General features: G+C 73.2%; 13 protein-coding genes. 6 read left to right on the top strand and 7 right to left on the bottom strand.

Features of this window, described 5'->3' with window-relative positions:
* Nucleotides 1–31 precede the first annotated feature (31 nt).
* Nucleotides 32–1,486: an aminopeptidase P family protein gene (locus tag ACFU7Z_RS26910; RefSeq protein ID WP_380780205.1), complete on the bottom strand. Its 1,455-nt coding sequence runs from the start codon at nt 1,484–1,486 to the stop codon at nt 32–34.
* A gap of 112 nt (nt 1,487–1,598) precedes the next feature.
* Between ACFU7Z_RS26910 and ACFU7Z_RS26905 the strand changes: the two genes are divergently transcribed.
* The 3 genes from ACFU7Z_RS26905 to ACFU7Z_RS26895 all read left to right on the top strand — a co-directional run bounded on the left by ACFU7Z_RS26905 (nt 1,599) and on the right by ACFU7Z_RS26895 (nt 3,991).
* Nucleotides 1,599–2,222 carry a helix-turn-helix domain-containing protein gene (locus ACFU7Z_RS26905; protein ID WP_380744385.1) on the top strand — a complete coding sequence of 208 codons (624 nt, stop codon included), beginning with the start codon at nt 1,599–1,601 and terminating at the stop codon, nt 2,220–2,222.
* 118 nt (nt 2,223–2,340) lie between these two features.
* Nucleotides 2,341–2,979 carry a DUF6461 domain-containing protein gene (locus ACFU7Z_RS26900; RefSeq protein ID WP_380780203.1) on the top strand — a complete coding sequence of 213 codons (639 nt, stop codon included), beginning with the start codon at nt 2,341–2,343 and terminating at the stop codon, nt 2,977–2,979.
* Between the two features lie 613 nt (nt 2,980–3,592).
* On the top strand, nt 3,593–3,991 hold the full coding sequence (locus ACFU7Z_RS26895; RefSeq protein ID WP_380780201.1) for a hypothetical protein: 399 nt from the start codon (nt 3,593–3,595) through the stop codon (nt 3,989–3,991).
* Nucleotides 3,992–4,036: 45 nt separating this feature from the next.
* Here ACFU7Z_RS26895 and ACFU7Z_RS26890 read toward each other — a convergent pair whose 3' ends face one another.
* Nucleotides 4,037–4,249, bottom strand: coding sequence for a DUF397 domain-containing protein (locus ACFU7Z_RS26890; RefSeq protein ID WP_380780199.1), 213 nt, complete (start codon nt 4,247–4,249; stop codon nt 4,037–4,039).
* 188 nt (nt 4,250–4,437) lie between these two features.
* On the opposite strand from ACFU7Z_RS26890, the gene ACFU7Z_RS26885 reads away from it, so the two are divergent.
* Nucleotides 4,438–4,665 (top strand): hypothetical protein, encoded by a 228-nt coding sequence (locus ACFU7Z_RS26885; protein ID WP_049653014.1) that lies wholly within the window; start codon nt 4,438–4,440, stop codon nt 4,663–4,665.
* A 222-nt stretch (nt 4,666–4,887) separates the two neighbouring features.
* Here ACFU7Z_RS26885 and ACFU7Z_RS26880 read toward each other — a convergent pair whose 3' ends face one another.
* On the bottom strand, nt 4,888–5,334 hold the full coding sequence (locus ACFU7Z_RS26880) for a hypothetical protein (protein WP_049653015.1): 447 nt from the start codon (nt 5,332–5,334) through the stop codon (nt 4,888–4,890).
* A 75-nt stretch (nt 5,335–5,409) separates the two neighbouring features.
* Nucleotides 5,410–5,541, bottom strand: coding sequence for a hypothetical protein (locus ACFU7Z_RS26875; protein WP_380780197.1), 132 nt, complete (start codon nt 5,539–5,541; stop codon nt 5,410–5,412).
* Between ACFU7Z_RS26875 and ACFU7Z_RS26870 the strand changes: the two genes are divergently transcribed.
* Complete coding sequence (locus ACFU7Z_RS26870; protein WP_380780195.1) at nt 5,540–6,253, top strand: HAD family hydrolase; 714 nt, start codon at nt 5,540–5,542, stop codon at nt 6,251–6,253. The genes ACFU7Z_RS26875 and ACFU7Z_RS26870 overlap by 2 nt on opposite strands.
* A 91-nt stretch (nt 6,254–6,344) precedes the next feature.
* Here ACFU7Z_RS26870 and bioD read toward each other — a convergent pair whose 3' ends face one another.
* Genes bioD through bioB form a run of 3 tightly spaced genes read right to left on the bottom strand, consistent with a single transcriptional unit; the run spans nt 6,345 to nt 9,659 of the window.
* Nucleotides 6,345–7,079, bottom strand: a complete 735-nt coding sequence (gene bioD / locus ACFU7Z_RS26865; protein WP_380780193.1) for a dethiobiotin synthase — start codon at nt 7,077–7,079, stop codon at nt 6,345–6,347.
* A complete protein-coding gene (locus ACFU7Z_RS26860) occupies nt 7,076–8,386 on the bottom strand; it encodes an adenosylmethionine--8-amino-7-oxononanoate transaminase (protein WP_380780190.1) in 1,311 nt (436 codons plus the stop codon). The genes bioD and ACFU7Z_RS26860 overlap by 4 nt, the downstream gene beginning before the upstream one ends.
* Before the next feature lie 28 nt (nt 8,387–8,414).
* On the bottom strand, nt 8,415–9,659 hold the full coding sequence (gene bioB, locus ACFU7Z_RS26855; protein WP_380780188.1) for a biotin synthase BioB: 1,245 nt from the start codon (nt 9,657–9,659) through the stop codon (nt 8,415–8,417).
* A gap of 326 nt (nt 9,660–9,985) precedes the next feature.
* Here bioB and ACFU7Z_RS26850 point away from each other — a divergent pair, with 326 nt between their 5' ends.
* Nucleotides 9,986–10,837 carry a hypothetical protein gene (locus ACFU7Z_RS26850; protein ID WP_143204601.1) on the top strand — a complete coding sequence of 284 codons (852 nt, stop codon included), beginning with the start codon at nt 9,986–9,988 and terminating at the stop codon, nt 10,835–10,837.
* Nucleotides 10,838–10,890 lie beyond the last annotated feature (53 nt).

Raw genomic sequence — 10,890 nt, 5'->3', positions numbered from 1 at the left:
GGGGTACGCCCCGGTGCCGCTCTTCCGCTGCTCAGCCGCGCAGCCGGGCCAGCCAGGCCTCGACCTCGTCGGAGCGGCGCGGGAGGTCGGCGGAGAGGTTCTCGTTGCCGTCCTCGGTGACCAGGATGTCGTCCTCGATCCGCACCCCGATGCCCCGGTACTCCTCCGGCACCGTCAGGTCGTTCTCCTGGAAGTAGATGCCCGGCTCGACGGTGAGCACCATGCCCGGCTCCAGCGGGCCGTCGACGTGCTCCTCGGTGCGGGAGTGGGCGCAGTCGTGGACGTCGATGCCCAGCATGTGGCCGGTGCCCGCCAGGGTGAAGCGGCGGTGCAGGCCCAGCTCGTACACCTTGTCGGCGCTCAGGTCGCCGAACAGGCCCCAGGCGGTGAGGTGTTCGGCGAGCTCGCGCTGGGCGGCGTGGTGGAAGTCGCGGAACCGCCCGCCCGGCCGGACGGCCGCGATGCCGGCCTCCTGGGCCGCGTACACGGCGTCGTAGACCTTGCGCTGGAGCTCGGTGAAGCGGCCGCTGACCGGGAGGGTGCGGGTGACGTCGGCGGTGTAGAGGTGGTTGGTCTCCACGCCGGCGTCGAGCAGCAGGAGGTCGCCGGGGCGGGCGTGGCCGTTGTTGCGCACCCAGTGCAGGGTGGTGGCGTGCGGGCCGGCCGCGGCGATGGTGCTGTAGCCCACGCTGTTGCCCTCGACCCGGGCGCGGACGAAGAAGGTGCCCTCGATCAGCCGCTCGGCGGTCTCGGAGTCGGTGCCGAGGACGCGGACCACGTCCTCGAAGCCGCGGGCGGTGGCGGCGCAGGCGAAGCGCAGCTCCTCGATCTCGAACGCGTCCTTGACCAGGCGCAGTCCGGACAGGAAGACCTCGAACTCCTCGTCCCGCTCGGCGGTGATCCGGTCCGCGAGGGCCTCCTCGACGCCCGCGTCGTGGCGGCGCAGCACGCGCGCCGGGCCGGTGGCGGCGCGCAGGTCCGCGCGGGCGGTGCGCACGTCCCGGCAGGGCAGGCCGAACAGCCGCTCGCTCTCGGTCAGGCTGTTGCGGCGGCCGTCCCACAGCTCGCCGTGGCCGTCCAGCCAGAACTCGCCGTTGTCGGTGCGGGAGCGGTCGCGCAGGTAGAGCACGGCCTCGTGGCCGCTCTCCCCGGTCGGGGCGAGCACCAGGACGCCGTCCTCGGACTGGTCGCCGGTCAGGTAGGCGTAGTCGGAGGAGGGGCGGAACGGGTAGTCGGTGTCGTTGGCCCGCACCTTGGGGTTGCCGGCCGGGACGACCAGCAGCTCGCCGGGGAAGGCGGCGGACAGCGCGGCGCGGCGGCGGGCGGTGTGCGCGGCCTGGGGGACGGGCTCCAGGGCGGTGCGCTCGGTGTCGGCCCAGCCCTGCTTCATGCTCTCCGCGAGCTCGTCCGTGACCCCGCGGGTCAGGCCGTTCTTCCGGTACTTGATGGTCTCGGCGGGCTCGGTGGTCTCGGCGGGCTCGGTCACTGCGGTCTCCTGGTGAGGGTGAGGGCAGCGGGGTGTTTCGCTACGCTGCCCCGTCCGTCGGTGTGCGTCCCGTACGGTATATCGAACACTGCCGCAAGAGAAGAGGCCCAGCGTGAACGACGCCGAGGAATCCGTCCGGGGCGTCCTCGCCGCCAACCTGAAGCGGGTGCGGGCCCAGCGCGGACTGTCGCTGTCCGAGCTGTCCCGGCGGGCCGGGGTGGGCAAGGCGACGCTCTCCCAGCTGGAGTCCGGGGCCGGCAACCCAACGCTGGAGACGGTGCTCGGGCTGTCCCGGGTGCTCGGCGTGCCGATCTCCGACCTGGTCGAGGCCCGGCCGGCCGGCGAGGTGACGGTGGTGCGGGCGGCCGAGGCCGAGGTGCTCAGCGGGCGGGGCGTCGACCTGCGGCCGCTGCGCCGGATCGAGTCCGGGGACACCGTGTTCGAGCTCTACGACCAGGTGGTGCGCACCGGCGCCGCGCAGGAGTCCGGCGGCCACACCGGCACCGAGCACACCGTCGTCCAGGCCGGCCGGCTGGGCGTGCGGGTGGACGGCCGCGAGATCGAGCTGGGCCCGGGCGACTACATCGGCTTCGACGCCGCGCTCCCGCACGCCTACACCGCGCTGGACGGCGAGCCGGTCCGCTCGGTGCTGGTGCTGCAGTACCGGGCCGAGCAGCACGGCCACCTCGCCGAGGCCTCGCCGGTCCGGCCGGCCGTGTGGGGGCTCTGGCACTGACGCTCCGGCGTCCGGCGGCCCGGCAGGCGCTTCGGCGGCTGGCTCGGTGGCCGGTTCGATGGACGGTCGGATCGTTCGGAATACCGAACGAGCGGGTGGGTGCGGCAGGATGATCATCATGACGGACGCACTCACCTGGCTCGCCGAACTCGAATCGATCGCCTACGGAGGTTACAGCGTCGTGCTCGCCCGCGGCCTGGAGCCGGAGGAACTGGCGGCCCGGCTCGCCGAAGGGCTCCCGGAGCGCACGGCGCGGCCGCTCGACGAGCTCACCGCCGAGGACCTGGTGGAGGAGTACGAGCTGGAGTTCGCCGGCGGCATCGAGGACATCGCGCTGCACCACGGGCGCAGCGGCGACCTCGCCTTCGCGGTGGCGTACGGCTACTGGCAGGGGGAGCTGAGCGTCCGGCCGGAGGTCTCGCGCGGCGGCGCCGAGGTCTACCACCTGGAGTTCGAGGAGGAGAACGGCAAGCCGGTGCCGCCGTTCTTCAGCGCCCACCGGGACGGGCGGGAGGTCTGCTCCCTCAACCTCCACCTGGACCCCTCCTGGGGCCCCGGCGACGTCCAGGGCGAGCCGGCCACCGCCGCCGCCCTGACGGCCGAGCTGGCCGCCGTCGGCCTGCCCGACCACGATCGCGCGGGCGACGACCTCCACCGCACCTGCCTGGAGGTGCTCGGCCGCCACTTCGGCCTCACCCTGCCGCGCGACCTGGTGCGGGAGGCCGAGCTCCCGGCCCTCCTGCTGGAGACCGACTGACGGGGGCGGCCGGCCGGGACTCCGGCCGGCGCGCCCCCTGCCCTGACCCTGATCCCCCCGGCGGCCGCCGAGGAGGGGGCGCGCCGGGCGGGGTGGGGTGCGGGGTCAGGGCCGTTCGTCAGCCGTTCGTCAGCGACCCGGAGCGGGTCCGCCAGGCCTTGTCATCGGCGCGCTTGAAGGAGCGTGACATCGCTGATCAACTCCCCTCTCCGACGGGTGACTTGGCGGGCTCCCGTGCTCACCGGGGTGCCTGACGCCGATTCTGCGCGAGGTCGGTGGGCGAGGAGAATCCCAGAAATCTGGGACATGTCCGTGCCACCCTTCGCCGTGAAGGCCCGTTCGGGCGCGAGGGCGGTCGGCCTGGACTCCGAGGTGTGCGGCCCGAAGCCCGAGCCGGGGTGAATCGGGGCGAACCGGCTCGGGCCGGGACGAACCGTCCCGAGCCGGGCCCCGGGTGCGTCAACCCGCCGTGCGGATGTCCGCCCTGGGGCGCGAACTGCGCGGGAACGGCCCGTGAATTGTTCCCCGGTCGGGTGACGGTGCGGCCGGTCGGTGGGGCCCTGCGGGCATCATGGGCCGCGACACGGGACGTCGCGGAACAGGGAGTCGACCGATGGGTAGGCCGATGGCGGAGTTCGGTTGCGCGAAGTGCTACGGCGAGGACGAACGGGCGGTGTGGGGGCGGCAGCGGGAGGGCTTCGAGCACGAGGCGGAAGTGGTGGACGGCTCGCGCTTCGCCGTCAACCTGCGGCGCTGCCTGGGATGTTCGCAGCGGTTCGTGTGGATCTTCACCGAGGTCGTCGACTGGATGGGCGGGGACGACGCCCAGTACGTGACGATCATGCCGGTGACCCCTGAGGAGGCCGCCGGCCTGAGGAGCGGCACCCTGCGCCCCCACGCCCTCGGCGCCCTCGGTCGCGACCGCCGCCACCTGAACCACGACTGGCCCACCGGCGGCCCGGCCCGACTGCACTGGCGCTCCGGCCGCTTCCTCGTCGCCGGGGCCCGCTGAGCAGTGGTGCCGCCGCCCTGCCGAAGCGGCAGGGCGGCGAGGGAGTCAGACGCTCCCGAACTCGCCGGACTTGACGCCCGCGATGAAGGACTGCCAGGCGTCCGTACCGAAGGCGAGCTGCGGGCCGTCAGGGTCCTTGCTGTCGCGGACGGGGAGGACACCCGGGAGGCCGGGGGCGACCTCGACGCACTGGCCGCCGCCGTCGCTGTACGAGGACTTCAACCAGGAGGCGGGCTTGACCGTCGCGATGGGGAACATGGCTTGGATCTCCTTGAGCCGGGTGCGGATGAGCGCCAGCGAGTCCGCACATGAGAGGGCTTGGGCCTGGAGCCAATCGTAAACCCTTGACAGGGAACGGATCTTGTCCTCGTCGTCCCGCTCGACGGCGGCGTCGAGTGGGACGACGAAGCGCGCTGGCTCACCGACACCGAACAGTGAGATGCCCCATGAGCAGCATGATCGACAAGATCACGGCGGAGGACCGTCGCGCCGCGGCCGACGTCCTCGACGACCTCCAGGCCGTCCTGAACGCCGCCGACGTGAAACTCCCGTCCCTCGGCATCGACTGGCGCTCGGCCAAGGCCACCGGCGTCATCCTGATCGACCTCGGGGCCGCCCGGCCGGACGTCATCGAGCGGCTGGTCGTCGTCCTTCGCAGAGGTATGCGGCCGTAGCCGGAGCCGGTGTCATCACCGCCGGAAGCCTCGTGTTCGCGGCATCGGTCCTCCTGCTGATTCCCGAGCGCGTGCCTCCGGTGGCGAGCGCCCTGGTGTTCGTCCTCGTCTTCCTCGCCGCCTCGACGGGCGCGTTCATGCTCGTGGCGGGCTGGATGAGAGTACGTGCATAGCAGCGCGGGCTTCGAGTCGTCTCGAAGCCCGCGCCGAATTCCCCGTCCCTCAGGTGCCGTTGAGGGCGTAGCTGCGGAACGTGGCGAGCAGGGGCAGGACTTCGGTCTTGCTCGGGTCCTCGGTGACGGCCCGCATCGCGTCGATCACCGTGTGGGCGATGATCTTGATGACGGGGAGGTCCTCCGCCGGCGCCAGGGTGCCCCAGGCCTTGAGGGTCTGGGTGAGCAGGGCGCTCATCCGGGCACCGATGTTGGAACTGACGGCGTCGGAGATCTCCGCGATCTCCTCGTCGCTCATGGTGGCGCGCAGCCCGAACGCGAGCGCCATCAGGGTGTCCATGGCGTGCTCGCCGTACGCGGCGACCAGCGCCGGGAGCGGCCGTTCACCGGGCCCGCTCGCCGCCAGGGCGGTCAGTGCCTCGTCGTCGTCCTTGAACGCCGCCTCCAGGGCGGCCAAGGCCCGCAGGGCCTCGTCTGCGGTGAGCCCGTCTGTCATGGAAGAACGGTATTGAGCCATCCCGGCTTCCGACAGTGGCGGAAGCCGGGATCACCCCTTCGAGCGAAGCGGGCCCTATTCGGGCCGGTACGCGCCCTCGAAGTGCTCCGCATCCCAGCCGCCGCCCAGCGCGTGGGCGAGCGAGGTGCAGGCGAGGGCGGCGAAGTCCTCGGCGTGGCCCGCCCGTTCCGCCAGAATGATCGACATGACGATCCGTGGAGTGCTGTTCGATGTCGATGGAACCCTGTACGACTACGAGAAGGCCGAGGAGTTCGGTCTTCACGAACACCTGGTGGCCGAAGAGCTCTCCGACCGGTTCGAGTCGCCGGCGGAGGCGCTGCGTGTGTGGCGGGAAGTCAGGGAGGAGGAGTACCCGCGCTTCCTGAGCGGCGAGTTGACGTTCGCCGCCCAGAAGGCCGCACGAATACGGCGATTCCTCGCCCAGGCCGGGGTGGTCGGCGCACTTGAGGTGACGGACGAGGCGGCTACGGCGTGGTTCGCGAGCTACGCGGTACGGAGGGATGCGGTCCGGCGGGCGTTCGACGATGCCCAACCGACGCTGGGCGCGTTGGCGGGTCGATTCCGACTCGGTGTCGTATCGAACTCGGTGACCGCGCACCAGCGCGCGAAGCTGGAAGCGATCGGGCTGCTCGGCTACTTCACGGAGCCGTTGGTCTGCTCCCAGGAACACGGTGCCGCCAAGCCGGCGGCGAGCATCTTCCTGGCGGGCTGCGAGGCCCTGGGATTGGCGCCCGCCGAGGTGGCCTACGTGGGTGACGACTACGAGAAGGACGCGCTCGGAGCGCGGGACGCAGGGTTGCGGGCCGTCTGGCTGGACCGCTCGGTTTCCCGAGGGCCCGGTGCCGTGGACGCGGGTATCCGGGTGATCGCCTCGTTGACGGAACTGACGGGTTTGTGATCGGGCAGGTGGCGCACTGGAGCGGCACTGGACCGACAGCCGTACCGCGGGAGGTTCCGGGATCGGCTTCGCGCCCTCGACGAGGCCCGGCCTAGTCGGGCCGGTGGGCGTGCGCGAACTGCTCGGCATTCCAGGTGCCGCCGAGTTCGGGGGCGAGTGCGGTGACGGCGAGTGCGGCGAAGTCCTCGGCGCGGCCCGCGCGTTCCGGGAGGGCGCCGAGGAGGGGGGCGCCGGCGGAGCGGGGCAGGTCGGCGAGGTTGCAGCGCTCGGCGAGGCCGGGCTCGGCGGGCCAGGAGCCGACGAGCACGCCCGCGAGGGGGAGTTCGCGGGCCGCCAGGGCCTCCGCCGTGAGGGAGACGATGTTGAGCGTGCCGAGTCCGGCGGAGGCGATCAGCAGCACCTCGGCCGGAAGCCCGGCGTCGAGCACCGCCCGGGCCTGGTCGGCGAGGGTGCGGCCCTCGTCGTCGTAGCGGACCAGCAGTCCGCCCGCGCCCTCCACCAGTACCAGGTCGTGGGTGGCGGCCAGTTCGGCGACCTCGGTCACCACCTCGGCGGGGGAGAGGTACGGCATCCCGGCCCGCCGGGCCGCGGTGTCGGGTGCCAGCGGCTCGGGGTAGCGCACCAGTTCACGGATCGTCAGTTCGCCTGCCAGGCGCCGGACTTCGGCCGCGTCCCCGGGCTCCTCCGGCGAGACGCCGGTCTGCCCCGGCTTGAGCACCGCGACCTTCCGCCCGGCCCGCAGCGCCGCCGAGGCGACGGCCGCGGTGGCGACGGTCTTGCCGACGTCGGTGTTGGTCCCCGTCACGAACAGGATGCGCGCGTTCATCCGGACACCGCCGCGGCGGTCACGGCGGCGGCGATGCGTGCCACGTCCTCGTCCTCCGTCACATAGGGGGGCATGGTGTAGATCAGGTCCCGGAAGGGCCGCAGCCACACGCCTTCGCGCGCCGCCGCCTCGGTCGCCGCCGGGACGTTCACGGGGTGGTCCAACTGCACGACGCCGATGGCGCCCTGGACCCGTACGTCCTGTACGCCGGGCAGTCCGGCCGCGGCCGCGAGGCCCTCGGCCAGTCCGGACTCGATGCGCTTGACCTCCACCGACCAGTCCTGCCCGAGCAGCAGCTCCAGCGAGGCGTTGGCGACGGCGCAGGCCAGCGGGTTGCCCATGAACGTCGGCCCGTGGGCGAGCACCGGCACCTCGCCGCGGCTGATCCCGTCGGCGACCTCGCTCGTGCACAGCGTGGCGGCCAGCGTCAGGTAGCCGCCGGTCAGCGCCTTGCCCAGGCACATCACGTCCGGCGAGACGCCCGCGTGGTCGGCGGCGAACAGCGCGCCGCTGCGCCCGAAGCCGGTGGCGATCTCGTCGAAGACCAGCAGCACCCCGTACCGGTCGCACAGGTCGCGCAGCATCCGCAGGTAGGCCGGCGAGTGGAAGCGCATCCCGCCGGCGCCCTGGACCACCGGTTCGACGATGACGGCGGCCAGCTCGTCGGCGTGCCGGGCCATCAGCTCCTCGAACCGCGCCGCGTACGCGGGGTCGAGCGGGGCGTCGAACCCGGCCGGCGGCTCGGGGGCGAACAGCTGGCCGGGCAGCACCCCACCCCACAGGTGGTGCATCCCGCCGTCCGGGTCGCACACCGACATCGGGTGGAAGGTGTCCCCGTGGTAGCCGCCGCGCCAGGTGAGCAGCCGGCGCTTGGCCGGACGGCCGATGGACTGCCAGTACTGGAGGCACATCTTCATCGCGACCTCGACGGCCACCGAGCCCGAGTCGGCGAGGAAGACGTGCCGCAGCGGCTCCGGGGTGATCTCCACCAGCGTGGCCGCCAGCCGGACGGCGGGCTCGTGGGTGAGCCCGCCGAACATCACGTGGCTCATCCGCCCCAGCTGGTCGCGCACGGCCTCGTCCAGCACCGGGTGCCGGTAGCCGTGGATCGCCGCCCACCAGGACGACATCCCGTCGACCAGCTCGCGCCGCCCGCCCGCGACCGGTTCGGCCAGGCGCAGCCGGACCCCGGAGGCGGACTCGACCACGTACGGGGTGGCGGTCCCGGGCATCGGCCCGTACGGGTGCCAGACGTGGGCGCGGTCGAGGGCGAGCAGGTCGGTCGCGGATGCGGGCGGCTGGAGCATGGTGCGTTCTCCGGAGGAGTCGGAACTGTCAGGCGTTGGGCGCGAGTTCGGTGCCGGCGCCGCGGCGGCGGACCTTCACCAGGTCGCTGCGGAGCTCGTCGTCCGGGGCCTCCGCGGCTTCTGCGGTCTCCGCGGCCTCTGCGGCCGACGAGGAGGGGGCGTGGGCGTGCCCGCCGCACGGCCCGCAGCCGCCGCCGCTGCCGCACGCGGAGGCCGCGCTGCCGCAGCCGCCGGAGGCGTGGCCGGCCTGGGCGGCCTCGGCGACGTCCGCGCGGTGGCGCGGCAGGGTGGCCTCGCCGGCGCCCTCGACCTCGAAGCCGGCGTCCTTGATCATGTCGAGGTCGGTCTGCCCGGCCTGGCCCTCGCTGGTCAGGTAGTCGCCGAGGAAGATGGAGTTGGCGATGTGCAGGCCGAGCGGCTGCATCGAGCGCAGGTGCACCTCGCGCCCGCCCGCGATCCGTACCTCGGTGTCCGGGTTGACGAAGCGGACCATCGCCAGGATGCGCAGGCAGCGCTGCGGGGTGAGGTTCCACTCCTTGGCGAGCGGGGTGCCCTCGAACGGGATCAGGAAGTTGACGGGGACGGAGTCCGAGCCCAGCTCGCGCAGCGCGAAGACGACGTCGACCAGGTCCTCGTCGCTCTCGCCCATGCCGGCGATCAGGCCGGAGCAGGCGGACAGCCCGGCGCCGTGCGCCTTCTGCACCGTGTCGACCCGGTCCGCGTAGGTGTGGGTCTTGGTGATGGTGCCGTAGGTGCCCTCGGAGGTGTTGAGGTTGTGGTTGTAGGCGTCGGCGCCGGCCGCCTTGAGCCGCTCCGCCTGGTTGTCGGAGAGCAGGCCGAGGCAGACGCAGATCTCGACCTCGGGGTCGGCGTCCTTGATGGCGGCCATGGTGTCGGTGACCCGGTCGATGTCGCGGTCCGTCGGGCCGCGGCCGCTGGCGACCAGGCAGACCCGCTTGGCGCCGCCGGCCACCCCGGCGCGGGCGGCGTCGGCGGCCTGGTCCGGCTTGAGCCAGGTGTACTTGAGGATCTCGGCCTTGGACCCGAGCCGCTGCGAGCAGTACGAGCAGTCCTCCGGGCAGAGCCCGCTCTTCAGGTTCACCAGGTAGTTGAGCTTGACCCGGCGGCCGAACCAGCGGCGGCGCACCTTGCCGGCGGCGGCGACCACGTCGAGCAGCTCGTCGTCGGTGGTGGCGAGGACGGCCAGGGCCTCCTCGCGGGTCGGGACTTCGCCGCGCAGGCCCTTGGCGGTGAGGGTATCGAGCAGATCCATGGGGCGATCCTGCCTGGTGGCGATCGAGCGGCGCCAGAGCAAACCCGCCAGAAGATCGGTGTGAGGATGTGCCGATTGCCACAGTGTCGAAGGTCACGGCTCCGCCGCTGGTCACGAGCTTGACGCGGGGCCGGACCTCCGGTTACCGGCCGGTAGCGATCGGGATGGCGAGCGGGGTGCCGGACGGTCGGCGGCCGACCGGCGGCCGACCGGCGGCGGGCCGGCGGCGGGCCGGTGGCGGGCCGGTGGCGGCCTCCGGCGGACGATGATCCACAACCCCCGACCCCGTGATCCACGCCACGCCGGGGGTGCTTAGAATCTGCGCCATGACCACGCAGGGGGAGCACACCCCGACTCCGGGAGAAGGCCGGGACGACCGGGCAGGGCAGCGGACCGGCGGGGGCGCCGACACCGACGGGGGGACGGACCTCAGGCGGGGCCGCCGGCTGACGGGCCGTCGAGCGGCCGGCTGGATCGTCGTCGTCGGAGTGGTCGCGGCCGGCGGATGGCTCATCACCCGCCCGATGCCCGGCGACTACATACCCGGGCTCGGCCCGTCCACCAAGGACTCGTCCGCGACACCGCGCGTGGTGGGCGCCCCGCCGCCGCGCACCGACCCCGAGGCCCTCAATGTCGACAACCTCTTCCCCGCCCAGCGGCCGGTCGAGGTCGGCGCCTTCAAGGCGCGGCGCAACGGCGTCCGGCAGGGCGAGAACTGCGTCGAGGTGCTCCAGGACCGCGGCCAGGACCCGCTGAAGGACACCGGCTGCCAGGGCTACCTGACGGTCAGCTTCAGCGGCCAGGACCACCCGGTGCTCAGCAGCGTCACCCTGCTGCGCTTCCCCGACCAGCCCTCCGCCGCCAGGGCCGCCGACGCCCTGCGGACCAAGCCCGGGGCGGTCGCCTTCATGCTCGCCGACACCACCACCGGCCCCGTCCAGGCCCCGGGTGCCAAGCAGGGCGGCGACCCGCGGGTCGAGGCGGTCGGGCACTACGTGACCGTCACCAGCTCGCGGCCCGGCGACGGCCGCCCGGCGGGCTCCGCCCCGAGCGGCACCGGGGCGCCGACCACGCCCGGCCAGCCGGCCACCGGCGCGGCGCCCAGCACCGAGCAGACCCTGGACGAGGCCACCCGGGCGCTCTCCTACGCGGCGGGGTCGCCGTTCGCCTGGATGTGACGGCGCTCCCCGGCTGCGACGGCGGCCCGTTCTGACGTGACGACGCCCCCGGA

The sequence above is a fragment of the Kitasatospora sp. NPDC057518 genome (assembly GCF_042802075.1).
In the GTDB taxonomy this organism is placed as follows: Bacteria; Actinomycetota; Actinomycetes; order Streptomycetales; family Streptomycetaceae; genus Kitasatospora.
This window is presented reverse-complemented; position numbering and strand designations above follow the sequence as displayed.

Coding starts and splice junctions, on each gene's coding strand:
- ACFU7Z_RS26900 (WP_380780203.1), top strand. CDS start 2,341: ATGACGGACGCACTCACCTGGCTCGCCGAACTCGAATCGATCGCCTAC.
- ACFU7Z_RS26895 (WP_380780201.1), top strand. CDS start 3,593: ATGGGTAGGCCGATGGCGGAGTTCGGTTGCGCGAAGTGCTACGGCGAG.
- ACFU7Z_RS26890 (WP_380780199.1), bottom strand. CDS start 4,249: ATGTTCCCCATCGCGACGGTCAAGCCCGCCTCCTGGTTGAAGTCCTCG.
- ACFU7Z_RS26885 (WP_049653014.1), top strand. CDS start 4,438: ATGAGCAGCATGATCGACAAGATCACGGCGGAGGACCGTCGCGCCGCG.
- ACFU7Z_RS26880 (WP_049653015.1), bottom strand. CDS start 5,334: ATGACAGACGGGCTCACCGCAGACGAGGCCCTGCGGGCCTTGGCCGCC.
- ACFU7Z_RS26870 (WP_380780195.1), top strand. CDS start 5,540: ATGACGATCCGTGGAGTGCTGTTCGATGTCGATGGAACCCTGTACGAC.
- ACFU7Z_RS26875 (WP_380780197.1), bottom strand. CDS start 5,541: ATGTCGATCATTCTGGCGGAACGGGCGGGCCACGCCGAGGACTTCGCC.
- bioD (WP_380780193.1), bottom strand. CDS start 7,079: ATGAACGCGCGCATCCTGTTCGTGACGGGGACCAACACCGACGTCGGC.
- ACFU7Z_RS26860 (WP_380780190.1), bottom strand. CDS start 8,386: ATGCTCCAGCCGCCCGCATCCGCGACCGACCTGCTCGCCCTCGACCGC.
- bioB (WP_380780188.1), bottom strand. CDS start 9,659: ATGGATCTGCTCGATACCCTCACCGCCAAGGGCCTGCGCGGCGAAGTC.
- ACFU7Z_RS26850 (WP_143204601.1), top strand. CDS start 9,986: ATGACCACGCAGGGGGAGCACACCCCGACTCCGGGAGAAGGCCGGGAC.